The 24,211-nt window shown below is 58.5% G+C and carries 23 protein-coding genes; 12 read left to right on the top strand and 11 right to left on the bottom strand.

From position 1 onward, the window contains the following. The first annotated feature begins 20 nt into the window (after window positions 1-20). Window positions 21-1,340, top strand: coding sequence for a fumarylacetoacetase (gene fahA / locus ACO0LO_RS22905; protein ID WP_422967744.1), 1,320 nt, complete (start codon window positions 21-23; stop codon window positions 1,338-1,340). A gap of 120 nt (window positions 1,341-1,460) precedes the next feature. Here the strand turns inward: fahA and ACO0LO_RS22900 are convergent, their stop codons facing one another. Further along, on the bottom strand, window positions 1,461-2,510 hold the full coding sequence (locus ACO0LO_RS22900) for a LacI family DNA-binding transcriptional regulator (RefSeq protein WP_422967742.1): 1,050 nt from the start codon (window positions 2,508-2,510) through the stop codon (window positions 1,461-1,463). Window positions 2,511-2,881: 371 nt separating this feature from the next. Between ACO0LO_RS22900 and ACO0LO_RS22895 the strand changes: the two genes are divergently transcribed. The 3 genes from ACO0LO_RS22895 (at window position 2,882) to ACO0LO_RS22885 (ending at window position 6,516) form a co-directional block, all read left to right on the top strand. Further along, entirely contained in the window at window positions 2,882-4,234 is a 1,353-nt protein-coding gene (locus tag ACO0LO_RS22895) for a GntP family permease (RefSeq protein ID WP_422967740.1), read from the top strand. Between the two features lie 43 nt (window positions 4,235-4,277). After that, on the top strand, window positions 4,278-5,816 hold the full coding sequence (gene gntK / locus ACO0LO_RS22890) for a gluconokinase (RefSeq protein ID WP_422967738.1): 1,539 nt from the start codon (window positions 4,278-4,280) through the stop codon (window positions 5,814-5,816). A 187-nt stretch (window positions 5,817-6,003) separates the two neighbouring features. After that, window positions 6,004-6,516 (top strand): hypothetical protein, encoded by a 513-nt coding sequence (locus ACO0LO_RS22885; RefSeq protein WP_422967736.1) that lies wholly within the window; start codon window positions 6,004-6,006, stop codon window positions 6,514-6,516. Window positions 6,517-6,532: 16 nt separating this feature from the next. Here the strand turns inward: ACO0LO_RS22885 and ACO0LO_RS22880 are convergent, their stop codons facing one another. Both ACO0LO_RS22880 and ACO0LO_RS22875 read right to left on the bottom strand, forming a co-directional pair. Next, complete coding sequence (locus ACO0LO_RS22880; RefSeq protein ID WP_422967734.1) at window positions 6,533-7,651, bottom strand: hypothetical protein; 1,119 nt, start codon at window positions 7,649-7,651, stop codon at window positions 6,533-6,535. A gap of 150 nt (window positions 7,652-7,801) precedes the next feature. Further along, complete coding sequence (locus tag ACO0LO_RS22875; protein ID WP_422967732.1) at window positions 7,802-8,722, bottom strand: LysR family transcriptional regulator; 921 nt, start codon at window positions 8,720-8,722, stop codon at window positions 7,802-7,804. A gap of 168 nt (window positions 8,723-8,890) precedes the next feature. Here ACO0LO_RS22875 and ACO0LO_RS22870 point away from each other — a divergent pair, with 168 nt between their 5' ends. Next, the gene (locus tag ACO0LO_RS22870) at window positions 8,891-9,526 is read left to right on the top strand and encodes a glutathione S-transferase family protein (RefSeq protein ID WP_422967730.1); all 636 of its coding nucleotides are present in this window, start codon (window positions 8,891-8,893) and stop codon (window positions 9,524-9,526) included. 49 nt (window positions 9,527-9,575) lie between these two features. Next, a complete protein-coding gene (locus ACO0LO_RS22865) occupies window positions 9,576-9,983 on the top strand; it encodes a VOC family protein (protein WP_422967728.1) in 408 nt (135 codons plus the stop codon). A 134-nt stretch (window positions 9,984-10,117) separates the two neighbouring features. Here the strand turns inward: ACO0LO_RS22865 and ACO0LO_RS22860 are convergent, their stop codons facing one another. The 4 genes from ACO0LO_RS22860 to ACO0LO_RS22845 form a co-directional block, all read right to left on the bottom strand. Further along, a complete protein-coding gene (locus ACO0LO_RS22860) occupies window positions 10,118-12,940 on the bottom strand; it encodes an ATP-binding protein (protein ID WP_422967726.1) in 2,823 nt (940 codons plus the stop codon). A gap of 85 nt (window positions 12,941-13,025) precedes the next feature. Then, a complete protein-coding gene (locus ACO0LO_RS22855; RefSeq protein WP_422967724.1) occupies window positions 13,026-13,760 on the bottom strand; it encodes a hypothetical protein in 735 nt (244 codons plus the stop codon). Next, window positions 13,753-15,159: a hypothetical protein gene (locus tag ACO0LO_RS22850; protein ID WP_422967722.1), complete on the bottom strand. Its 1,407-nt coding sequence runs from the start codon at window positions 15,157-15,159 to the stop codon at window positions 13,753-13,755. The genes ACO0LO_RS22855 and ACO0LO_RS22850 overlap by 8 nt, the downstream gene beginning before the upstream one ends. A gap of 160 nt (window positions 15,160-15,319) precedes the next feature. Continuing rightward, window positions 15,320-16,093, bottom strand: coding sequence for a helix-turn-helix domain-containing protein (locus tag ACO0LO_RS22845; protein ID WP_422967720.1), 774 nt, complete (start codon window positions 16,091-16,093; stop codon window positions 15,320-15,322). A 168-nt stretch (window positions 16,094-16,261) separates the two neighbouring features. Here ACO0LO_RS22845 and ACO0LO_RS22840 point away from each other — a divergent pair, with 168 nt between their 5' ends. The 4 genes from ACO0LO_RS22840 (at window position 16,262) to ACO0LO_RS22825 (ending at window position 18,510) form a co-directional block, all read left to right on the top strand. Then, window positions 16,262-16,675 carry a hypothetical protein gene (locus tag ACO0LO_RS22840; protein WP_422967718.1) on the top strand — a complete coding sequence of 138 codons (414 nt, stop codon included), beginning with the start codon at window positions 16,262-16,264 and terminating at the stop codon, window positions 16,673-16,675. Window positions 16,676-16,682: 7 nt separating this feature from the next. After that, the gene (locus ACO0LO_RS22835; RefSeq protein ID WP_422967716.1) at window positions 16,683-17,474 is read left to right on the top strand and encodes a DUF2145 domain-containing protein; all 792 of its coding nucleotides are present in this window, start codon (window positions 16,683-16,685) and stop codon (window positions 17,472-17,474) included. 74 nt (window positions 17,475-17,548) lie between these two features. Then, window positions 17,549-18,079 (top strand): peptide-methionine (S)-S-oxide reductase MsrA, encoded by a 531-nt coding sequence (msrA, locus tag ACO0LO_RS22830; RefSeq protein WP_422967852.1) that lies wholly within the window; start codon window positions 17,549-17,551, stop codon window positions 18,077-18,079. Continuing rightward, a complete protein-coding gene (locus tag ACO0LO_RS22825) occupies window positions 18,076-18,510 on the top strand; it encodes an HIT family protein (RefSeq protein WP_422967714.1) in 435 nt (144 codons plus the stop codon). The genes msrA and ACO0LO_RS22825 overlap by 4 nt, the downstream gene beginning before the upstream one ends. Window positions 18,511-18,548: 38 nt before the next feature. Here ACO0LO_RS22825 and pdxH read toward each other — a convergent pair whose 3' ends face one another. Then, the gene (gene pdxH / locus ACO0LO_RS22820; RefSeq protein WP_422967712.1) at window positions 18,549-19,184 is read right to left on the bottom strand and encodes a pyridoxamine 5'-phosphate oxidase; all 636 of its coding nucleotides are present in this window, start codon (window positions 19,182-19,184) and stop codon (window positions 18,549-18,551) included. Between the two features lie 24 nt (window positions 19,185-19,208). Beyond that, entirely contained in the window at window positions 19,209-19,745 is a 537-nt protein-coding gene (locus ACO0LO_RS22815; protein WP_422967710.1) for a hemerythrin domain-containing protein, read from the bottom strand. A 142-nt stretch (window positions 19,746-19,887) separates the two neighbouring features. Between ACO0LO_RS22815 and tcdA the strand changes: the two genes are divergently transcribed. After that, the gene (gene tcdA / locus ACO0LO_RS22810; protein ID WP_422967708.1) at window positions 19,888-20,721 is read left to right on the top strand and encodes a tRNA cyclic N6-threonylcarbamoyladenosine(37) synthase TcdA; all 834 of its coding nucleotides are present in this window, start codon (window positions 19,888-19,890) and stop codon (window positions 20,719-20,721) included. Between the two features lie 60 nt (window positions 20,722-20,781). Here tcdA and ACO0LO_RS22805 read toward each other — a convergent pair whose 3' ends face one another. Both ACO0LO_RS22805 and ACO0LO_RS22800 read right to left on the bottom strand, forming a co-directional pair. Then, window positions 20,782-21,822 (bottom strand): GMP reductase, encoded by a 1,041-nt coding sequence (locus ACO0LO_RS22805; protein ID WP_422967706.1) that lies wholly within the window; start codon window positions 21,820-21,822, stop codon window positions 20,782-20,784. A gap of 214 nt (window positions 21,823-22,036) precedes the next feature. Further along, window positions 22,037-22,921 carry a metallophosphoesterase family protein gene (locus ACO0LO_RS22800; RefSeq protein WP_422967704.1) on the bottom strand — a complete coding sequence of 295 codons (885 nt, stop codon included), beginning with the start codon at window positions 22,919-22,921 and terminating at the stop codon, window positions 22,037-22,039. 377 nt (window positions 22,922-23,298) lie between these two features. Here ACO0LO_RS22800 and ACO0LO_RS22795 point away from each other — a divergent pair, with 377 nt between their 5' ends. Further along, window positions 23,299-24,198 carry a LysR family transcriptional regulator gene (locus tag ACO0LO_RS22795; protein WP_422967702.1) on the top strand — a complete coding sequence of 300 codons (900 nt, stop codon included), beginning with the start codon at window positions 23,299-23,301 and terminating at the stop codon, window positions 24,196-24,198. Window positions 24,199-24,211: the final 13 nt, after the last annotated feature.

Genomic DNA, 24,211 nt, shown 5'->3' with positions numbered 1-24,211 from the left:
CCCGCACATCTGGAGATATTATGGCCCTGAACGAAACCCATGACCCCAAGCGCCGCAGCTGGGTCGCATCAGCCAACCGCGCGGACACGGACTTCCCCATCCAGAACTTGCCATTTGGCGTGTTTAGTCACGATGCCAGCGACCACCTCCGCATCGGCGTGGCAATTGGCGACCAGGTGCTGGACCTGGCGGTAGCACAGGAATTGCGGTTGCTACCAGCGGCCATTACCGCGCAAGTAGTCCGCCAGAGCTCGCTCAACGCGCTATTCTCGCTCGACCGTGAAGTCGTGACCGCGTTGCGCAAGTGTCTGTCCGATTTGCTCGATGAGTCGGGTCTGGATGGGCGGGCGAGGCAGCATGCCGATCAATTGCTGCATGACCTCTCTTTATGCCGAATGCACCGGCCAATGGCCTCGGCCAACTACACCGATTTCTACGCGGGCATCCATCATGCGCGGGCGGCCGGAGCGCAGTTGACGCCGGAGGATCCGCTGCCCCTGAATTACAAATGGGTGCCCATCGCCTATCACGGCCGGGCATCGTCCATACAGGCCAGCGACGTTCCGGTATATCGGCCGCACGGGCAAATACCGCCGGCCGAACATGGCGCGCCACCGGGTTTTGGCCGCTGCGAACGGCTGGACTTCGAGCTTGAAATGGGGCTGTATATCGCCCAGGGCAACACGCAGGGTCGGCCGATCAGCATCGGAGCAGCAGGTGAGCATATCGCCGGGATGTGCTTGCTCAATGACTGGTCTGCCAGGGACTTGCAGCGTTGGGAGATGTTCCCGCTCGGGCCGTTCCTGAGTAAAAGTTTCGCGACCACGGTGTCGCCGTGGGTTGTGACCACAGAAGCATTGGAGCCATTTCGGGTTGCCGCGATGGCGCGCCCCGAAGGCGACCCGGCGCCATTGCCATATCTGTTCAATGGGTGGGACCAGCAGTCGGGCGGGGTTGATGTAGGCCTATCGGTGTGGCTGTCGACGGAGCGCATGCGCGCTCAGGCAGTCGCGGCCGAAAAGATTCTTACCTCCAACGCCAGGCATCTGTATTGGACGCCTGCACAGATGATTGCTCACCACACCATCAATGGCTGCAACCTGATGCCGGGCGACCTGCTCGGCACGGGCACGATTTCAGGTCCGGGAGACGATGAATTGGGAAGTCTGCTGGAATTGACAGTCGGCGGTAGCCGCCCCATCCGTTTGCCTTCGGGAGAAACACGGACCTTCTTGCAAGACGGCGATGAGGTAACGCTGAGAGGCCGCTGCGAGAAGGCGGGCTTTGTACCCATCGGCTTTGGCGCGTGTACAGGGAGGATCTTTGCCCACGAGCTATAGTCCGATGGCGATCAGGCCGGCCGCCTTGCTGCATCAGCGCGGCGAGGTGGCGTTTGGTCTTCCTGAGAGGATTTGGGCAAGAAATACAAGCTGAGAGCACAGCGCAGGCAGCAGATACTGTCAGGTGCTTTCGCGCACCGCCAGCTCAAAGCCGAGGTCGATGCGGGTCTTGCTGACTTCCTCGCCTTTCAGCGTCTGTACCAGCATCTGTGCCGCCTGGTAGCCGACCTGGTAGCGCGGCGTGACGATGGCAGTGATGGCCGGCGTTGCACAGGCGGCCCAGGGCAGGTCGTTGAAGCCGGCGATGGCCATCTGCTGCGGCACTTTCAGGCCGCGACGCTGGCATTCAAACAGCGCACCCAGCGCCAGATCGTCGTTACAGCAGAAGACTGCATCGCAATCCGGATACTGTTCCAGCATGCTGGACAGCAGGCTCGCGCCCATGGCGACATTGGTCGGCGATGGCAGCAAGACTTCCACATCCGGGTTCAGCCCCGCTTCCATCAGCCCTTTGCGGAAGCCTTCGCGCCGTTTCATCACACGCGGGTCCAGTTGCGCTGCCAGGAAGCCGGGGCGTTTGTAGCCCCTAGCTACCATGTGCCGCGCAATCGCGTAGCCGGCCTTGGTCTGGGAAAAGCCCACGGTCATATCATGGCTGCTGGGGCTGAGGTCGAACATGCGCACCGCAGGGATGTGGTTGGCGGCCAGTTGCAGCCGCACTTCTTCCTGCTGTTCTATGCCGGTCAGCAGGAAGCCATCCGGCGCGTGCCGCATATAGGTGGAAATCAGCTGGCTTTCGCGGTCCGGCGAATAGCCTGTTTCACCGATCAGGAACTGGTAGCCGGCGGCGCCCAGGCAATCGCGTATGCCGGTCAGCGTATCGATGAACACCATATTGGTCAGCGAAGGTACGATGACGCCGATCACATTGGATTTGGCCGACGCCAGCGTGCTGGCAGCCTGGTTGGGTACATAGCCCAGCTTGCGGATAGCGGCGTCAATCCGGGCGCGCGCCTCTTTTTGCACGAGGTCCGGCGTTTTCAATGCGCGCGATACCGTCATCGCGCTGACGCCGGCCTCGCCTGCGACATCCGTGATGGTCACTCGGCCGGTCGCGCGGCTGGCTTTGCCGGTGCGCTGGGGCAGGGGGCTTGCTGGTTTCTTCAACATGCTGGTTGCTTGCTTGTCATCCGTGTGTTTTGTTTTCTTTTGCTGCGCTGCCAGCGGGCCAACGACACGGCTCGGTAGGCAGTCTTGCTGCCGAGGCAATTCAGCGCATGATACGCGAAGTTGTATTTCAATGCGCGGCCATGCCGGAATTTGCGGCTTTGCTGCAAAGCGGCGATGAAAGTATTTGACATGCTAAAAATGTTAGCGTTATCATCATCGTTGATGTTAGCGCTATCATAAGGCTTGCAAATCAAAAATAACATTGTTGGATAAGCTATATTGTCCTTAACCCTCAAAAAAGCAGACGCTACACAGATAGCGGTTCAGCCGGCAGTGAACAGACTCCGGCGCAGATAACAGGAGACAGTCCCATGTTCGGCCTCAGTCCAGAAGCTACCTTATTACTTAACGCCTTTATCGCAGTCGTCGTGCTGATCCTGATGATCACGCGCATGCGCATCCATCCGTTTATCGCATTGATCATCACTTCCGGTTTCCTGGGACTGATTTGCAAAATGCCGTTGCCGCAGATCGTCAAATCCTTCCAGGATGGTTTTGGCGGCGTGCTCGGCTTTGTCGGCATCGTGCTCGGCCTGGGTACGATGCTGGGCAAGATGATGGCGGAATCGGGTGGCGCGGACCAGATCGCGCAGACGCTGGTGCGTGCCTTCGGCAAGGAAAAAGTACACTGGGCGATGATGCTGGGCGCCTTCCTGGTCGGCATACCGCTGTTCTTTGAAATTGGCTTCGTGCTGCTGGTGCCGCTGGTCTTCATCGTTGCCCGCCGCGCCGGCGTATCGATGATCAAGGTCGGCATACCAATGCTGGCCAGCCTATCCGTCATGCACGGCCTGGTGCCGCCGCATCCAGGCCCGCTGCTGGCCATTGGCGTATTCGGTGCGGATATCGGCAAGACGATTTTCTATGGTTTCATCGTCGGCTTTCCTACCGTGGTGATTGCCGGCCCCATGTTCGGTTCATTCATCGCCAAGCACGTGCTGGTGACGCCTTCGGAAGACCTCGTGAACCAGCTGGCGCACCAGTCTTCAAGCAAGGAATTGCCCGGCTTCGGCATCACGCTGGTGACGGTATTGCTGCCGGTATTCCTGATGCTGCTGAAAACCTCTGTCGACATCAACCTGCCGGATGGCCACCATATCCGTGTGCTGATGGATTTTATCGGTAACCCCATCGTCGCCTTGCTGGCCGCGGTATTGTTATCGATCTATACTTTCGGTATCGCGCGCGGTTTCACGCGTCAGCAGGTGCTGCGCTTTTTTGACCAGAGCCTGGCGCCCACAGCAGCCATCGTGCTGATCATCGGCGCCGGCGGCGGCTTCAAGCAGATGCTGGTCAACAGCGGTGTCGGCACGGCAATAGGACAGATGGCCGTGCATGCGCAGATTTCGCCGCTGCTGCTGGCCTGGCTGGTGGCCGGCGTGATCCGCATCGCCACCGGGTCTGCGACGGTGGCCACCATCACTGGCGCTGGCATCGTCGCGCCGCTGGTAACACTGATCCCGGGCACCAACCGCGAACTCCTGGTGCTGGCGACGGGGGCAGGCTCGCTGATCTTTTCGCATGTGAACGATGCCGGTTTCTGGCTGGTGAAGGAATATTTCAATATGAGCATCAGCGAAACCTTCAAGACCTGGACAGCGATGGAAACCATCATCTCAGTGGTGGCGATCATCTTTATCATGCTGCTCAATGCAGTCATTTGAAATTGCACTTTGAAACAGGCCGCCTGGCGCGGAGCTTTGTCTGATGTCTAAATTCATGCTCGGTGTTGACATAGGCACCACCAGCACCAAGGCGGTGCTGTTCACTCATGCGGGCGCGGTAGTCTCGCAGCATGCCGTCGAATACCCGCTGATCAGCAGCGAGCCCGGCATGGCCGAGCAGGATCCGGTGCAAATTTATGCCGCGGTGCTGGCGACCTTACGGCAGGCGGTGGCGCTCGCCTCCGCACAGCCGCAAGACATCAGCCTGGTATCCTTCAGCGCGGCGATGCATAGCCTGATTGCCGTCGATGAAAATGGCGGCCTGCTCACCAACAGCATTACCTGGGCCGACAACCGCGCCAGCGAATGGGCCACGCGCGTCAAGGAAGAAATGGGCGGCCACGCGATCTACCTGCGCACCGGCACGCCCGTCCATCCCATGTCCCCTTTATGCAAGCTGGTGTGGCTGCGCAATGAACAGCCGCAATTATTTACGCGTGCGGCACGTTTTGTCGGCATCAAGGAGTATGTGTTTTTCAGGCTGTTCGCGCAGTGGATTGTCGATCATTCGATTGCATCGGCAACGGGCTTATTCAACCTGCAGCAACTGGATTGGGATGCGGGTGCATTGCAGCTGGCGGGCATCGGCCCGCAGCAATTGTCGGCACTGGCGCCAACCACGCACGCCATTCGTGGCCTGGCGCCGGAACTTGCGGCACAGCTGGGGCTGGCAGCGGATACACCGTTTGTGCTGGGCGCCAATGACGGCGTGCTGTCAAATCTCGGCGTGAATGCGATACATCCGGGACAGGTTGCCGTTACCATAGGCACATCCGGCGCCATGCGCACTGTGGTGGACAGGCCGGTGACTGACCCTTCCGGTAGTACTTTTTGTTATGCGCTGACGGAGCGGCACTGGGTCGTTGGCGGCCCGGTCAACAATGGCGGCAATGTCTTCCGCTGGGTGCGCGAAGAACTGGCCACGGCCGAGGCAGAGGCCGCACGCCGTGCCGGCATTGATCCCTATGAAGCATTGACGGCGATTGCCGCCGCCGTGCCGCCGGGCGCGCAAGGCCTGTTGTTCCATCCTTACCTGGCAGGCGAACGTGCGCCTTTGTGGAATGCCGACCTGCGCGGCTCCTACTTCGGGCTGGCGTCGCATCATCGCAAGGAGCATATGATACGGGCGGCGCTGGAGGGCGTGATCTTCAACCTGTACAGCATCCTGCCCGCGGTAGAGCAGCTTATAGGCCCCACCCGGCGGATGATGGCCACCGGCGGCTTCGCCCGCTCGGCGCTGTGGCGGCAGATGATGGCCGATATTTTCGACCGCGAAGTCGTCGTGCCCGAAAGCGTGGAATCATCGTGCCTGGGTGCAGCGGTGCTGGGATTGTTTGCGCTGGGGAAAATCGCATCGCTGGAAGCGATTTCCGGCATGGTCGGCGCAACGCACAGGCATACGCCGATTGCCGAGAATGTCGCAATTTATGCGCGGCTGCGGCCTGTCTTCCTGGCGATTCCGCGCAAACTGGAGCAGGAATATAAGGCGCTGGCAGAGTTTCAGCGGCATGCAGGCGGCTGAGGGTTTATTTGATGATGGCTGGGTGCTTGCTGGGTAATGATGAAGTGGCGGCTGTGTAAAGCGGCGGTAGAATTGTTTTCTTTAGGGCAATTAGAGATACAATCCAGACTTTACTGCCGCCTTGTGACAAAATCAGGAAAAGCCGATTTTTTTGCGAGCCCCCGTACTGAACTCTGCGAGCCCAGCCATGCCTACCAAGTTCCGATTCGCTATTGCACTCATGTTAGCCGGTATCTCCGTGACATCGGCTGCCGATGAAACGCCGAAGCTCAGTTCGGCGGCAAAAGATTTCATCGTCAAGGGTGCGCTGCAGGTATTGAAGGCATGTGATCTGCCGAAAGGCGTCTGCGGTAAATCAAGGTTCACCGTGACCGGCGAATCCGGTGGCGACAGCAATGATGAGAAGCAGGTAACCCGGCAGATGAGTCTGGATGGGCTTGAATTGGAAATGAATTACCCGGTGACGAATCCGCGCAAATTCTCGCTGACACAGATCAGCGTCAACGGCGGCCAGTGGAAGATGCCACGCGGCCTGGACCTCGGTAGCAGCGCCGCCAAGGTCAAGTCTGTGCTGGGCCAGCCCAGCTATGTCAACGACGACTGCTTTGAATATGTGTACGAAGAAAAGCAAAGCGGCGCCAGCCTGTGCTTCAAGGATGACAAACTGGTCAAGCTGGTGTGGGACCAGATGATCGACTAGAGTTGGCCCCTGGTCCTTAGGGCGTCACCAGTCCGTCCATACGCACCACTTCAAAATCCGAACCGTGCACACTGGCGAGTTCGTTGACCAGCTTGTCGTTATTCCAGCGCGCATCCGGTGCGCCGCTGATATACCAGTTAGATCCATTGTCCGCGACGATCATTCCATAGGTTTTCAGCGCCTGCAGGATTACCTTCGTATCATTGCTGAAAGTAGCCGGTATCGCATACCCCGCTTTGAGCCTTACCCGCATGCCCATGGGCGGCAGGCTTGCGCTGGTATTGCTGGATGCAGCATGCGTCGCCGGCGGAACATAGGCCTTGCGGCTGTTTTGCACGGTAAAGCGCAGCGCGTGGGCGATCTTGCCGGCCGCCACTTCATCATAGCGCGCCAAGCCGGGGAAGATGGGCAAACCGGCCGCATCGGCGCTGGTCCAGCCCGGTTTTGCCGTCGGCCTTACCGTATCTGAATCCAGATGGAACACCGCACCGCTATCCGCGTTCCAGCTGCCGTCGACATTTGGTGCTGCGTTATAGAGTTCATATAGCCGGTTGGCGCTGCGGTCCAAAACCAGCACATGCCGGTCGCCGCTGAAAGCGCTGCCATTGGCTGGCTGGCCTTCGATTGGCGCGTTGGCGGGAACGGGATACGGACCGGCATCGCTTTCATTGCCGTAGGCCTGGAAATGGATTGCGACCTTGGCCTGCGCTGCATCCACTACCGTATAGGGGATGCCGATAGGCGCGCCCTGGTAGAGGCCGGAACCGAAATCAGGGTGCAATCCGGTGTTGAGCCCCATGCTGCTAATCAGTGTGGAGGAAGCCGGGTCGACCGGTGCAGACGAAATATCCTGGTTCCATGCATTGTCGGCGGGAAAAGGCACAGCGCCATTCAGGCTGGCCCCGACGCCGGTGCCGGCTTTCTGGATATTGCCGTAGCTGAGCAGGCTCGGGGTATCGGGCGCAGTCGGTGTTGTCAGCGGCGGTGTCGTTTGCGGCGGCATTGCAGCCGCCGGCGACGAGCCTCCTCCACCGCAGCCGCCCAGCGCCAGTGCAATAGTTACGACAGTTGCGACAGTCACGCTGGCGCAAACAGCGCTGTCCGCTATGATGTTGTTCAATTTAAATCGTTTCATCCATGTTCCCGAATGGCTGTCTGTCGGCCTTGCATTGTGCAAAGCCTTATGCAAACCGCCGTATTTTTTTGTACTTTGCCTTTACTGCGCCGGGAAGCGGAATTTATTTACACTCGGTAACAAGTCAGGGGAGTGTGGATTGCCTGAAATTCAATGAGTCGATGGCGTTTTGATGGCCGCGTAGGTTTTTACTTCGTCGATAAATGCGCGCACCTTGGGAGAGCGGAAGGTCGCATCCGGGAAAACCGCCTGGATTGCGCTGGCAGGCATGGTCCAGTCGGCGAAAAGGCGAACCAGCCGTCCCGCTTGAATATCCTCGGCTGCCGAGAAGTCCGACAGCACCGCAATGCCGCCACCGGCCACCACCGCTGCGTGGCAGGCATGGGCGGTGTTGGCAAAGAAGGCATGTTGAAACTTCAGCGTCAGCTGTTCGCCGGCAGGGCCTTCCAACGGCACCAGCAAAGGCTTGGCGACGACCGACAGGGCGACAAAAGGCAAGGCCTCCAGTTCAGCTATCGTGGATGGCGGTACGGTGCCTGCCATGAAATCCGGGCTGGCAACCAGCCATTTCCCGTAACTGCCTATCCTGGCGGCGTGATGGCTGGAATCGTTCAGCCGTCCCAGCCGGATGGCGACGTCGATGCCGTTGGCTACCAGATCCACGCGGCTGTCGCTGGACAGCAGTTCTACACGCAAGCCCGGATGCCGCCGTTGCATGACAACCAATGCCGGCGCGACCACTGCCGCACCATAGTCAACCGGAGCGGCCACGCGCAGCACGCCTTGCAACTGTTCCTTGTCCTGCGACACCTCCAGGATGGCGCGCTCAGTGGCGCGCAAGATATCATTGCACGCATCATAAAACCGCTTCCCCGCATCGGTAACGCTGACGCGCCGGGTGGTGCGTGCCAGCAGGTTGGCCCCCACCTCGGTCTCCAGCCGCTGAATGTGCTTGCTGACCAGCGTCTTTGCAACGCCCAGGCGTTCGGCGGCGCGTGTCAGCGATCCGGTTTCGACAACGGCCACAAACACCGCCAAACGGTTCAGGTTGATGGGGTTGAATCCTGTCATGTATTTTCTCGCTGGCTGTAGCGTGCGCGTTGATGGTGGATCAGGGATTGTCCACTTAAAAGGGACAATGTTTCCTCGATTACAGTCTATGCGTGTCTTTTTATTGAGGCTATTCTACGCTCAATCCAATTTCCCACAGCCTTTGCCTACCTTAGAAAAGAGCCCGCCATGCCCCAGAATAAACCTTTACAAGCAATCCGCTTTTATGGCGTTGAGCTGTCCGGCCATGCACACAGGGTCAAGCTTTTTCTGCACATGCTGGACCTGCCTTTTGAGACCATGGATGTCAAGCTGGACGGGCATTACAACCGCAGCCCGGAATTCCTTGCCATCAGTCCGTTCGGCCAGGTGCCGGCCATCCAGGATGGCGACGTCGTCTTGCACGATTCCAATGCCATCCTGGTATATCTTGCGAGCCGCTATGGAGATCCTTCCTGGCTGCCGGCAGATCCCGTGAGCATGGCAGCCGTCCAGCGTTGGCTGTCTCTGGCGGCGGGCCACATCTTTAACGGCCCATGCGCGGCGAGGCTCGTAAAGGTATTCGGGCTGGACCTGGATTATGAGCGCGCGCTGCAGGTGTCGCAGAGGCTGCTGGAGGTTATCGAATTGGAATTTTCCGGCAAGCTATTTGCCATAGGCGATACACCGACCATCGCCGATATTGCCGCCTATTCCTATATAGCACATGCGCCTGAAGGCGGCGTTTCGCTGGAAGCTTACTCGAATGTCCGCCGCTGGCTGCGACGCGTGGAAGCGCTGGACAGGTTCATTCCCATGCCGCCTAGCAATGCTGCCGGTGCGTAAAAAATAAATCGAGTGGAATCGAGTTGAATCGGATTTGAAAGGAAATAACATGGCAAACGTCAAAAATGTGGACCACGTGGGCATCCGCGTCAGCGATAAGGAGGCAGCGTTACGCTTCTATCAAATGTTCGGTTTTGAAGTCGATCCGCAGGAAGACGATGCTGAAGTGAAAGCGGTCGGCATGGTGAACGATAGCGGGGCGCGCATCCACCTGATCTATAACAGCAGCGGCCCTCATGCAGAGGGCAATGTCTTGCTGGACCATGCGGTGAAATGGCCGGGTTATACGCATACGGCCTTTATCGTTGAAGACCTCGATGAAATTCTGGCGCTGCTGGAACGTGAAAACATCAGGATCACCGAAGGACCGCTGATTCTCGGCCACGGCCGCCGCAGGGCCATTTTCTTCCGTGACCCCGACCTGAATGTGGTCGAATTCAATGAGATTCTTGCTTGATGCTTGATGCAGAACGAGCCGGCATGACACCGCTCATCTCGACCGAAAAGTAAAAGCGGCTGAAGCGAGCCAAGGCAGCGGCATGCGGGGCGGGCTTGAATATGCTCTTGCCCGGGTTGTCGGCCCGCTGTAGATCAGGCCCGTTCCTTATGTTTTTCCACACGGCGCTGCAAGACAAAAATAGGCTGCGCCCATTCCGTATCCTTTTTCTTCTTGCTGGTGATCAGCGTGAGTTCGGAAGGATCATACACGTCGGTATTGTGCGTCAGCGGCGTCGTCATCAGGTATTGCGCGTCGGTATTTTTCAAAAACTCGCCGACCAGCTGGATATTGCGGATATCCAGGTGGGCAAAGGGTTCGTCGATGAACACGAAGCCGCCGGAGCCATCTTCCGATTTCAGCAGGCCGATCAGCAGGATCAGCGATTTCATCACCTGCTGCCCACCGGACGCCTCGCCGTCGTTCATGCCTATCGGCCCTTTGCCGTCGAACTTGAAGCGCACGTGCAGGCCTGCCTGTGCGAGCTGGATGTCGTCGTTTTCCAGCTTGACGGGGTCGGTATGTACTTCGATGCCGGCCAGTTCGCCCAGTTGCTTGATGTTGCGGCTGTACGACTTGATCGTGTAGCGCAGTCTGTCCATGTAGGCGGCGCGGGCATTGACAGTGGCTTCCATGGCGCGGTTGTTCTGGTAGCGGCGGTCGTCGGTTTCTGCCTGCCGGCCTTGCAGCAGGGCGTTCAGCCGCACGAACTGGTCCACAACGGTGGAATCGATTTCCCAGTCGTCGCGCGCCAGGTTATTGGTCAGGCTGCGGATGCGCAATTCGATCTGGTGCGCATTCTCGTGTTCCTCGACCAGTTCCAGCCTGTGCTTGCTACGTTTCCAGTTTATCGGCAGCGTGTGCCAGGTCTGGCGCATGCTTTGCAAGGTGTCGTAATGTGATTTGCGCTCTTCGGCGTGGCGCTTCTCGGAACCGCGCAATGCGGCTTCGGCATCGGCAATCGAGGCCTTGGCCTGTTCCCATTTGACGTGGCTGATTGAGCGCTGCTCGGTGGCGGACTTCAGTAGCGGTGCTATCTCGCCCAGCCTGCTGCCGACCTCGATGCGCTGCTGCTTCAGCGGCTGTGCATTGCGCGTTGCCTCTTCAAATTCCGGATGGCGTGCATTCAATTCCTTGGCCGCATCGACACCGGCCAGCCGGGTCTTCAAGGTGCTGATTTCGCCTGCCAGCTTGCTGATTTTCATCGTTAGCTGGTCTTCCTGCGATTGCAGGCGCGGCATGGCCCTTTGCAATGCTTCCAGCCTTTGCGAGCGGCCGGCGTTACCAAAGCGATAGCGCGAAGCTTCTACAAACAGCGAGCGTCCGCCACGCCTTTCGCCGTGGTAGGCGTCAGGCGTGATCCATTCCTGCGATTTGAGCTTGATGCCGGCATCGATGGAATCCACCATCTGTATGCGTTGCAGCTGCTCGATCAGCCAGCCCGGCGCCGGTGCGCTGAAGCTGACGACGGACAGCAGGCTCTGGTCCTTGACCACCGGCGCGGTGACGCGATCCGGCACGATAAAATGGCCGTAGCGCTGCTTTTCGCCGACGCGATAGGCGGCAGAAGCATCCTGCGCCTTGTCCAGCAGGATCACGGAGGTAAAGCCGCGCAGCACGCCTTCGACGGCGCCCTGCCATTTGGCCTCGGTGACTTCGACGATTTCCGGCAGCATCGTATGCGCGATATTGGCATCGTTCAATGCGCGACGCATGGCCCTGACGTTTTCCGGGTCGGGCAGCGCGGCCTTGCCTTGCAGCGCGGAGATCGTCGCCTGGTCTGCGCTGATGCGGGTGCTGAGCGTATCGCGTTCCTGCTTCAGGCGCGACAGTTCTTCTTCTTTCTTTTCCAGGTCTTCGGCGACATTGGCCACATCGGCATCGGCTTCGGCCGCCAGTTTTTGCAGGCGGGCCTTTTGCTCCAGCAGGCTTTCCTGCGGCTTCAGCTTGCTGTTGATCTGCTGCAGGCGTTCGCGCAATTGCGATTCTTCCGCTTCCAGCGAGGCTTCATGCTGCTGCGCACTGGTCAGCTGCTGCGCTTTCTGCCCCAGTTCTGCGCGCTTGTCGGACAGCGCCGCATCTTGGGTTTGCAATGAACGCTTGGTGGCACGTATCGCATGGCTGATGGACGAGGCTTTTTCCAGCGACTCGTGATACTGCAGCGTAGGAAGTATCTCTTCCTGCAGGTCGCGTTTTTCCTTGTTCAGGCTTTCCCACTGGTGGTAATTGGCTACGCGCAGGCGCAGGCCTTCCAGGTTGGTTTTTGCACCTTCTAGTTCGGTTTCAAAACGCTGCAACTCGGTTTCGGTGTCGCGCTGGTGGCGCTTGGCGTCATCATAGGCGTCCAGCACTTCCTTGTCGCCGAACACCTGGAACACCAGGTCCAGCAACTGGCGCGGCGCATATTCGCACAGCTTGTCGGTTTCACCCTGCTCCAGCGCCAGCACCTTGCCCATCGCGGTGGACAGGCCGGCGTGCGACAGCCGCTTGCGGTAGGTTTCCACGCCCAGCCAGTCGTTGGCTTCCTGTACGTCTTCAATCTCAACGACGCCGCTGCGCATCAGGTAATGGCGTTTCCAGTCGCCGCCGTTTTTCTGGATCTGGCAAAACAGCGTGACTTCATCCTCATACAAGCCGGACAGGCGGAAAGGGCGGTTCGATATCTGCGGTCCCACCGCGCTGTTATCCACCACCGCGCGTATCCATGCGGTCTGCTGGCCGGAATGGCGCGCGTAGTGCTTGTACGAGCGTCCCATCGAGCATTCCAGCCCGAACAGCGTGCGCAGCGCATCCAGCAGCGTAGTCTTGCCCGAACCGTTCTGGCCGGCGATGGTAATGATCTTCGCATCCAGCGGGATGTTCTTGATACGCTGCCAGTAGTCCCAGTGGACCAGTTCTAAGGATTTGATATGGAACATAGTAGTTTCTTTTTTCTGGAGCCTGCCGGGTGAGCCGGCAAGCCCCTAATATTTTTGTGCCGCCATGGCCGGTAAATGATTACTGCTATTCTTCCGCGGCCGAAGAAGGCTGCGATGCGGGCTGAGGTGCTGACTGAGACGCGGACTCCGATGTCGGTGTTGGTGCAGGCGCCGCAATCGCCGCAGCAGTCCTTGGCACGGGCACGTGGAAAATATCGGCCAGCGCGCCGTTGATGATCCTGTCCTTCAGTGTATCGGTATCCATCAGCAGGTCCAGCAGCGGGCCTTCACTGATGAATTCTCCCTTGCGTTCGATAAAACCGAAGCGGGCCAGCTGGCCCAGGTTCATGTCCATGCGGGTTTTCTTGCCCAGCTTGTCGCCGAAATCAGCCAGCAGCGTGCGGTAGGAAATGCCGATCGACGTGTCTTCTGCACGCGGTACCGGTTTTTCCTTGCCGAACATGTCGTTCTGGTTTTCTTCCGCCAGCTGGTGCGCTTCCTGCCTTTCGCGCTTGGGCAGGATGATCAGCGCCCACAGCACCACCAGCAGCGCGACGCCGTCGCGCGCGAGGCCGAAATTATTGTTTTGCCAGGTATCCTTGACGCCGAATATTTTCGGTTCGGTATCGCGGGTGAAGGCCAGTGTTACATGATCCGCATAGACGTTGTCCATGAATTTCATGCCGCAGGCCAGCAGGCGCGTATCGACTTCGGCGCGGAACAGTTCGTCGGACAGTGCACGCTTGACCAGCTTGTCTTCACGGCGCAGCGTCTGGTGCGCGAGCAGGCGCGCGATCAGGATTTGGGAATCTTCATTCATGGGCTTGCTTGTCGCTTTCATCGGCAGCTTGTTCGCCGCCGTCTATTTTCTCTACTACCTTTGTTTTTTTACCCGCCGTTGGCGTAGTAACCGGCAATGCGGCCGGTAATGCGGCTGTCAGTGTCGCCACTGAGATTGCCGCCACGTGCTCATCCTTGACCTTTTGCATCTTGTCCTTGCTGGAGAAGATCAGCGGCAGGCGTGCCAGGTCGGCGGTGGCGCCCTGCAGTGCCGATTCGTTGGCATCGCCCAGCAAAGGCAGCAGCGATGCGCGGTACGATGCGATGGCGAAACTGGCGGGCAACAGCACATCCTGTAGAGAGGCCGGCTTGTCGCTGGCATCGGTTGCCGTCAGCACACTGAGCCAGGTATCCAGTTCCAGTAATGCATCCTGGTCGTCCTTTTCTATTTCGGGTGCGTCTTCCCCCACCGGCAGGCTGCCCAGTACGGCGGACACACGGGTAGCCAGCAATTCGCTCTCGGCCACGTCTATCATTTCGGATGGCGTGATGAACAGCGGCGTCATCGGATGCGACATTGCGTCTGTGGCCAATGCCGCCAGGTCATCCTGCTTCAGCAGCCAGGTCTTGATGTCGGTGGTGGACAGGCCGGATTGCCCCAAGTGCACGCGCTGGCGCTCTATCTGGTTCAGCGCGCGCGAGAACATGCCCTGCATGTTCAGCAAGGCGCTTTGCGCGCGGCCGATAGCCTGCGCCGCCTTGTGCGTGGCAGAGTCGGCCCTGCTGTCGTTGGTGATCGCGTGGATGATCTCCGAGCCTTTTTCCACCCAGTCGCAGGCGGTATGCCATTTTTGCTGCGCGGCGCGCAGCTGGAATTCCGAGCCGGAGGCGATGGCATCGCTGAATTCCTCGGTCAGCTCTATTAGTCTGCCCAGCAGGTGGTGCAACTGCTCCACGGACACTCCGCCCACTGCCTGTGCACCGGCAACCTGGGTCAGCATATAGCTCATCTCGGCCTGGTCTTCTTGCTCGTTGACCTGCAGCAGGCTTTCTATCGCGGCCAGCACATTGCGCGCAGTCGGCGTGATGCGGTATACAGACTGCGTTGCGTCCCATACCAGCAGGCCGTTGGTGCGCAGCCGCGACAATACTGTCTCCAGGCTGTCCGGTTCCAGGTAGCCGAGCCGCGTATTGATGTCGGCGCGTGTCAGTGACGGGGTTTGCACATCCGACGCCAGTTCGCGCAGCACCAGCAGGCGCAGCAGCACGCCGTTGAAGCCGCCGTGGAACAGCGCGGTAAACGCCTGCAGCATGGGCTGGGCGCGCTTGAGGTGGAAGACCTGGGCTACATCGTCGGGAGAGATGCCGGATTTGAAATAAGACTGTAAAGCATGTTCATCGTCGTTCTGGTGGACGGCGTCGTCGTGAATATTCTGCATGCGCGCATTTTACCCGAAAACACCCCTGTTTCGGGCCCTGAAGTGGCTAAGTGGATGAATTCATTGAGGAATTCCGAAATGGAAGCCTTGATTTTTTAGTATTTCAATTAATATGAAAAATGGCAGGCACCACGATCCGAAACTGAATTTTAAAGAGTAGTTACAATCTTTTAGCCTTGTTTTCAGCATGTTTGTCGATGTAGTCCTTGCGCACCAGGTCCTTGAACTGCTTCGGCAGCCAGGGACGCGCGGCCAGCATGAAGCTGATCCTGTGCTTTTCTTCAAACGGCAGCTTGGAATCTTCCTGATGCTGCTCCGAAAACTCCCTGGCGACCTGTTTTAGCCGGTTCAGCAAGGCCGCCACCGATTGCCGGGACAACATGACGTTGATCAGCCGCATCAGTTCGTGTTCGCCGTCGAAATTGGATTCTAGGTATTCCCCATAGGCCTGTTCGCGGAAGCTGGACTGTATCGGGCCGTTCGGTATCCAGCGGAAGGTACGCGACACCAGCAGTTTGACGCGGTTGTTGGGCATCAATTCCAGGAAGCCTATCCTGTCCAGCCGCAGCAGGTGCTTGATGACTTCAACCTCGCTGATGTCGTAAATCCTGATGATCTGTTCCACTGTCAGCAGGTTCAGCACAGAAACGGCGACGATGAATTTTTTCGGGTCGCTGATGATCTCCTTTTCCTGATCGTAGGTCAGCTCGGAGATCAGCGTTTCTTCGTTCGAAGTCAGCGCCAGGTCGCGCAGGCTGATTTCTGTGGCTTGCAGGATCTCGTCCAGCCGCTGCAACGTGAAGTTTTTTTGCGAAAACATCCTTTTTACACTGGCTTCCGACATGTCGATGCGGGCGGCCAGGTCGGCGTAGGTGATGTCCCTGGCCTTCAGTTCGCGTTTCAGAACATCCACCAGGTTCGAAGCTTTTGGCATGGAAAACTCTCGGATTTGTAAAAAAGTATTAAAAAATGATACACCAAGAGACCCCCGTTGCGACTATTTGTGTAGAGATTGATCACTTTTGGATACGGTTTGATAATGCATTCCAGTTATTCGGTGCTGTGCAGGGATGCAGCATATTTCATCAAACTGGAGCCACAAATGAAACAGCTGTCTGCTTTATCCGGCAAGGCCATCCTGTCAGCGCTGCTGCTGTCGAGTTTGTTGGCAGGCAACGCCCAGGCGAACTGCCCGTCCTGCGACGTTTCCGGTTTGTCGGCGTATGTCGTTGTCGGCGGGTCGATTGCACTCGTGGTGGGCTCCGGCACCCTGGTTGTGGAAAGTGTGGAAACAGTAGCGGACGGCGTTGTCGTCGTATTCAAAGGCGCATCGCAGGCCGGCAAGGCGTCGATCAAATTTACCGGCGGCGTGGCCGGCGGGCTTTCGGTTGCGGCCGGCACGGTGGTGGAGACGGCGGCAATGTCTACCGGCACCTTGCTGATGGTGTCCGGCAAGGCGCTGGCCTTCATCCCGAACGAAATAGGCTCCAGCCTGCTACATCAATCCAGGGTGTGAGGGCAGCATGAAAACGATCAGGCTATGGATGGCTTTGCTGCTGCTTGCAGTCTCTGCGTCCAGTTATGCAGGCAGGTCTTGCGATGCTTTCCAGCCCACGGCAGACACCGTGATGAAGGCCATGGAGCTGGCGCTGAAGACGCGGCAGGCATTGGACGATTCCGGCGCCCAACTGGCCTTTATCGGGCGGGTGGGTCAGGATTTGTCCAAATACCACCTGCGCTATTCCCATATGGGCATCGCCTGGCGGGACAGCCCCAAGGGACGCTGGATCATCGTGCATGAGTTGAACCAGTGCGGTACGGCGGAATCGGCGCTGTACAACGAAGGGCTGGGCAATTTCTTCCTGGACGACATGTTTGCGTATGAAGCGTTGCTGATCGTGCCGGAGCCTGAGGTCCAGCAAAAGATGATTGCTCTGCTGGGCAGCGATGCGCCCAAGCGTTTACATGCGCAGCGTTACAACATGCTGTCGTATCCGTTTTCCGACAGCTACCAGAATTCCAACCAGTGGGTGCTGGAAATGCTTGCGGCAGCAACCGCAAAGGATGCCCATATTGCAACCCGCAGCCAGGCTCAGGCCTGGCTGAAGATGACCGGCTATCACGCCACCACGCTGGACATCCCGGCAATGACAAGGCTGGGTGCGCGCATGTTCCGGGCCAACGTAGCCTTCGACGACCAGCCTTTTGACCGACGCATGGCGGGCATGATCGACACGGTGACGGTAGATTCAGTAATGCAGTTCATGGAACTGCGAAAAATAGAGGCGAGCAAGCAGGTATTGGCTTATCCATAAGCCTTGCCACGAGCTGGCCGGCGGCAGACGTAAGCAACAAGCGTAAATAAAAGAAATTACTCAGGAGTGAAATGATGGCGACACAATTGGCGACTTTGGGCGGCGGCTGCTTTTGGTGCACGGAAGCGGTATTCCAGCAGATACGTGGCGTAAAGAGCGTGGAACCGGGCTACGCCGGTGGTGAAGGGGCGGATCCCAGTTACGAAGATGTATGCGAAGGCAAGACAGGACATGCCGAGGTGGTGCGGCTGAGCTTCGATCCGGCTATCGTCAGTTATCGGGAATTGCTGGAAATATTTTTTACCATCCATGATCCGACGACGCTGAACCGCCAGGGCAACGATGTCGGCACGCAGTACCGCTCTGTCGTGTACTTCCATACGCCGGAGCAGCATGCAATGGCCTTGCAGATGATGGGCGAGATGGCCAAGCTGTGGGATGCGCCGCTGGTGACGGAGGTGACGGAAGCGCCGATGTTTTATCCAGCCGAGGATTACCACCGCAACTACTTCAAGATGAATGCGCAGCAGCGCTACTGCTCGCTGGTGGTTGCTCCCAAGGTAGAAAAGACCAGGAAGTATTTTGCCGGCAAGCTGGTGGCATGATGCGCCTGCGGCCCACCGTGTTTGAGCGCATCATCGGCGGCGAACTGCCGTGCGCCAGGGTGTATGAGGATGAGCTGGTGTTTGCCTTCATGGATGCGGGGCAGTTGAACCCCGGTCATGTACTGGTCGCCAGCCGCAAGCCCTATATCACGCTGATGGACACCGATGAAGAAACGGCAGTGGCGATGATGCGCGCGGCGCGCAATATTGCCAGGGCGGTGCAGCAGCAGTTCCATCCGGACGGCATGACCATCCTGCAGGCCAATGAGCTGGCCGGCTGGCAGACAGTGCCGCATTGCCATCTGCATGTGCTGCCGCGCTATATCGATGACGGCGTGGGGCTGGTCTGGCCGCGCAAGGAGCCGGGGATGGAGGCGCTGTTGCAGTATGCGGAGAAGATACGGGCCTCTTCCGAGCTGCTCACGCTCTAGTGTGGATTGGAAAACGCTTGCTTTATATTTGCGGTTTGCTACGGCTGCAAACGGCTCAGCGACCAGGTGTTGTCTGCGTTTCGCGTGTACACGATACGGTCGTGCAGGCGGGAACTGCGGCCTTGCCAGAATTCCAGGCGATCAGGGACCAAGCGGTAGCCGCCCCAGTGGTCCGGGCGCGGCGGCTGGTCGGCGTAGCGGGCAACCACGTCCGCCAGCTTGGCTTCCAGCGCGGTGCGGTTTTCTATAGGCTGGCTTTGGGCCGAAGCGCTTGCACTCTGGCGGCTGCCTAACGGGCGGCTGTGGAAGTAGGCGTCGCTTTCCTGCCCGCTCAACTTTTCTACCCGGCCTTCTATCCTGACCTGGCGTTCCAGTTCCACCCAGTGAAACAATAGCGCGGCTTGCGGATTGGTGGCGATATCGTTGCCTTTTTTACTGTCGTAATCGGTGAACCAGCAAAAGCCGCGTTCGTCTACGCCCTTGATCAGCACAATGCGCGATGACGGCCGGCCGTCGCTGGCGGCGGTGGCAAGGCTCATGGCATTCGGCTCCGGCACGTTGGCCTGTGTGGCCTGCTCAAACCAGCGGGTGAACTGCGTGACCGGGTCGTCGGCGACTTCGTTTTCCGACAGGCTGGCCTGTTTATAGTCTTTGCGTAGATCTGCCAAACTCATTCTTTTTCCTTTTTTCTGTTTACTTCAGCATGCGCTGATGCCGCGCCGCTGTTGCATTGCGCTGCCCAGCTTGCTCATCTGCGCATCGCTGAACAGGCGCTTGGCCATGGGAGCGATGTGGCTTTCCTCTGTGACCATGTGCTGCGTGTACATGGTGCAGAACTGGGCGACATCGTCGCCGGCCAGCTCTGCCGATGTGGCGGCAGCGAGCGCTTCCAGCTGCTTGTCCAGCCGGTGCCAGATGGCGTGCATCAAGGTATGTTCCTTCAGGATGGCCGGCATCAGCTCTGCCAGCAGCGCGGCGTCTTCATTTTTTGCCGTCACTTCCAGCATGGGCAGCAAGTCCATTTCTTCATCTTCATGGTGCAGCGGTGCCGCCTGGTTGAAATAGCGCCTGACCGCGCTTGCCGCCTGCTGCGCATCATCGTCGGCGCCGTTGGCGGCAAGGTGGGCGGGTAGTTTCCCCAGTGTGGCCAGCTGTTTGCGTATCTTGTCATGGCAATGCTTCAGCACGGCCAAGGGCTGGTTGAAATCGGGTGCGCTGGCGAATAAAGTTTCCATGATGCCTCTGTAGATCGATATCCAGGATGGGATGTAGGGAATTATCCGATATCCTGGCAAACGGTGCTTGCGCTAAATCAAAGCAGGCAGCTTCAAATGCGCTCTTGTAGAATACAGGTTGTGCAATATTAAGCGACATACCATGCAACAACAGCAACAAATTCCGGATGCAGAAGCCGATATCGACTTTGAACGCCGTTTCGGCGGCATAGGCCGCCTATATGGAGACGCCGCATTTGCGCGTTTCCAGGCGGCGCATATCTGCGTTATCGGCGTGGGCGGCGTCGGCTCCTGGGTGGTGGAGGCGCTGGCGCGCAGCGCGATAGGGCGCATCACGATGATAGACCTGGACAACGTGTCCGAATCCAATATCAATCGCCAGATCCAGGCCAATAGCGACACCGTCGGCAAGGCCAAGGTGACGGCGCTGGCAGAACGTATTGCGCTGATCAATCCGCGTTGCAAGGTTACGGAGGTGGAAGATTTTGTCGCGGGCGACAACCTGGATGCGATGGTAGGCGCACACGGTTTTGATTATGTGATTGACGCCATCGACAGCGTCAAAGCCAAGACGGCGCTGATCGCTTATTGCCGTGCCAATGCAATACCATTAATTACGGTAGGCGGCGCCGGCGGCCAGGTAGATCCGGGCAAGATAGAAATACGCGATCTGTCGCGTACCGAGCAGGAGCCCCTGCTGGCTTTGGTGCGCAAGCGGCTGCGCCAGCAGCATGGTTTTCCGCGCGGCGCCAAGAGCAAGTTCGGTATCGATGCGGTATTTTCGATGGAGGCGCTGAAGATGCCGCCTGTTGGCGAAGTCTGCGAGATTGAAGGCGAGGATGCGGCGGACCCTGCTGGCGTCAGCGGCCTGAATTGCGCCGGTTACGGTTCCAGCATGGCCGTCACCGCCTCTTTCGGCCTCGCCGCTGCTGCGCATGTGCTACGCAAACTGGCAATGGACGCATTGCTTGCGTAGAAAAGAAAAAGCCTGCCGGATTGCGTGGCAGGCTTTGCATGGCATTACCATTTCACGGCATCAGGATTTACCGAATACCTCATTCAGCTGCTGCGTGACCCTGACGAAGGTCGTGCGCTTGGTCAGTTCCTTCAGTTTGTGCGCGCCGACATAGGTGCAGGCGGAACGTACGCCGCCCAGGATGTCCTGCAGGCTGTTTGCCACCGGGCCGCGGTAGGGCACCAGCACTTCCTTGCCTTCCGATGCGCGGTATTTGGCGACGCCACCGGCATACTTATCCATCGCTGCGCGGCTGCTCATGCCGTAAAAACTCTTGTACTGCTTGCCGTCTCGCTCAACCAGGTCGCCGGCGCATTCGTCATGGCCGGCTAGCATGCCGCCCAGCATGATGAAGTCGGCGCCGCCGCCGAAAGCCTTGGCCAGGTCGCCCGGCACCACGCAGCCGCCGTCGGCGCAGATCTGGCCGCCCAGGCCATGCGCCGCATCCGCGCATTCGATAACGGCGGATAGCTGCGGATAACCGACACCCGTCATCTTGCGCGTCGTGCACACCGAACCCGGGCCTATGCCGACCTTGACGATGTCGGCGCCGGCCAGGATCAGTTCTTCCGTCATGTCGCCGGTCACCACGTTGCCTGCCATGATGGTCAGGTGCGGATAAGCCGCCCTTACTTTCTTGACGAACTGGATGAAGCCTTCGGTGTAGCCGTTGGCGACGTCGATACACACATATTCAATCGCATTCTGCGCGCGCGCCATCACTGCCGAGAATTTTTCATAGTCGGATTGCGTGATGCCCATCGAATAAAAGGCGGTCGATTTGTTTTGCAGCGTAGAGAAGTAGTTGACCAGTGTTTCTTCATCATAGTGCTTGTGCAGCGCGACCGATAGCTGGTGCTCGCCTAGCGCGGCGGCCATCTCCAGCGTGCCGGTGGTGTCCATATTGGCTGCGATGATGGGAATGCCGTGATAGGTCTTGCCGGAATTGTGGAAGACGAATTCGCGTTGCAGTTCCACCTGGGAACGCGAGGTGAGGGTAGAGCGTTTCGGACGTATCAAAACATCCTTGAAATCCAGCTTCAGTGATTCTTCTATGTGCATAACGACCCCTAAGGTGCGTCCTTCAGACGCGTGAAAACGCTGCAATACCAAAAAATTGGTGTTGCAGGGGAAAATTTCGAGCCGTTCCTGAGTATAGTGAAATTCCAACTCCGGCGCTTATGCCGGATCGACATAGTCAGTATCAGCGCAGGCTGATATAGGCTGGTATCGGCTGACATAGCGCTCACTGACGGCCCTCAGTGCCATTTGCAAGTCAGTGGCAGTTGCTGCTGCCCTTATCGTTCAGATGCTGGCCGGCGATGGGTAGGAATTCCCAGTCGTAGCTTTTTTCGTTCAATGTCAGTTTCAAGACGCCGTAGCTGGAATTGTCGCGCAATTCGCTGTTGGGCTTGGTCAGCAGGATCGGTGTCAGCCTGGCGCCGCCGGTGCCCACGACAAATTCCCGCATGCCTTTCTTGTCATCGCGCTGGCCTGCGGCATCCTGCGGCGCAAAGCGCTCGTAGTTATTGTCATGCCCCGCCAGCACCAAGTCGGCCCTAGCCTCATACAGCATCTTCCACACCGGCTGCATCACCGCGTTGTTGCCGCGTCCGCCGGAGCTGTATACAGGATGGTGCCAAAAAGCCAGAGTACAAGAGCGGCCGGTGCTTTTCAGGTCTTCCTGCAGCCATTTCAGCTGGGCCTGGAACTGCTCGTCCTTCAGGTTGCTGTTCAGCGAGATGATGTGCCAGCTGCCGATGTCTTTGCTGTAGTAGCCGCGGCGCCCAGCGCCTGCCTGCTGGCCGAAGTAGTTGTAATAGCCCTGTCCCAGAGGCATCGCGTAGTCATGGTTGCCCGGGGAGGGCAGCGTGCGTGCCAGGAATTTGCCCCAGGTGCCATCGTAGCAATCATTGAACTCGTCCGGCGTGCCCACCGGATAGGTGTTATTACCCAGCGTCAGCACGGCGGCATTGGCGTCCTTGCCCAGCCCCGCCAGGCCGCTAGTGACCAGCGCAGCTGTTTTAGCCGCCATGGATTCGGCGGCGGCCTTGTTTTTGCAGTCGGCAATGTCGCCGGCTGCATACAGGATGACGCTTTTCGCCGCTTTGGCCGCTGGAGCTGACTTGGCTTTGGCCTTTGCCGCCAAAGCGTCTCCCATGCCTCCGGCTCCTGTGAGCAACAAGGCGGCAACGAAAAATCTGGACAGGGTGGATATACGCAGCATAGGCAAAAAGGGAGAGTTGAAACCGGAAAGGGCTTGCCCGCAGCATGGGGTGCCACGGGAGTGGGCGCATTATCCGGCAAACGGAGCGGTATTTTACCTGTTTCTGCGTTATTTCTTTTTAAACATGCTGACGGTAGCGAGATGGCTTGCCGTTAATGTATTTAATGCATTTCTACACCGCGGCGGTGGCTGGACGGGCTTATACCACCGGGCCGGCCGGATATTGCCGGTGTGGTGCAAGTTTGATTTTCTTCCTTGCATGGCAGAAGACGGTCTGGCCGTATATCATTCATTCCCAGGAGGAATAGCTAATGGATCGTCTGGCTTTGATGGAAACTTTTGTCTGCGTGGTGGATACCGGCTCGTTTTCGGGGGCCGCGCGGCAGCTTGGCGTAGGCCAGCCTGCGGTATCCAAATCGATTTCCCAACTGGAGGAGCGGCTGGGTGTGCGCCTGCTGCTGCGCTCCACGCGTGGGTTGACGCCCACTGATGCCGGTCAGGGTTTTTACGACGGCGCCCGGCGTGCAATTCTGGAAGCCGATGAGGCCGATCTTGCCGCCCGTGGCTCCAAAGCCAGCTTGTCCGGGCGGCTAAAGATATCGGCGGCTGTGACCTTTGCGCGACTGTACATCGTGCCGCACCTGAAAATTTTTCTGGATCAGCATCCGCAACTGAAGATAGATGTGATGCTGGATGACCGCAATATCGACCTGCTGGAAGAGGGCATAGACATCTCTCTGCGCATGGGAACCCTGGGCGATTCGTCGATGACTGCGCGCAGGATTGCGCAGGGGCAGCGCATCGTCGTGGGAAGTCCCGGCTATTTTGCGGTGGCGGGCACGCCGCACAAGCCTGCTGAGCTGGCAGCCCATCAGATGATCATCTATGCAGGGCCGGAGAGCGGCGTAGTGGAATTCCGCCGTGGAAGCACCGAGGTTTCCGTCAATGTGGAGGCGCGGGTGCGCGTCAATGCGGCGGAGGGGGTGCGCGCCGCAGTGCTGGCCGACATAGGCGCTGCCGTGGCGTCTGAATGGATGTTCGCGAAGGAACTGCAGAGTGGCGAGGTCGTGCGTGTGCTGGAAGAATGGGAGCTGCCGCCGGTGGACCTGTGGGCGGTCTATCCTTCCGGGCGCATGGCCAATGCCAAGGCCCGTGCTTTTGTTGAGTTTGTGCAGACCATCATGGATGGCCAGGGCAAGCTATCCGGCTGAACTCGGCGTGACT

This window comes from Undibacterium sp. TJN25 (genome assembly GCF_049339885.1).
In the GTDB taxonomy this organism is placed as follows: Bacteria; Pseudomonadota; Gammaproteobacteria; order Burkholderiales; family Burkholderiaceae_D; genus Undibacterium.
This window is presented reverse-complemented; position numbering and strand designations above follow the sequence as displayed.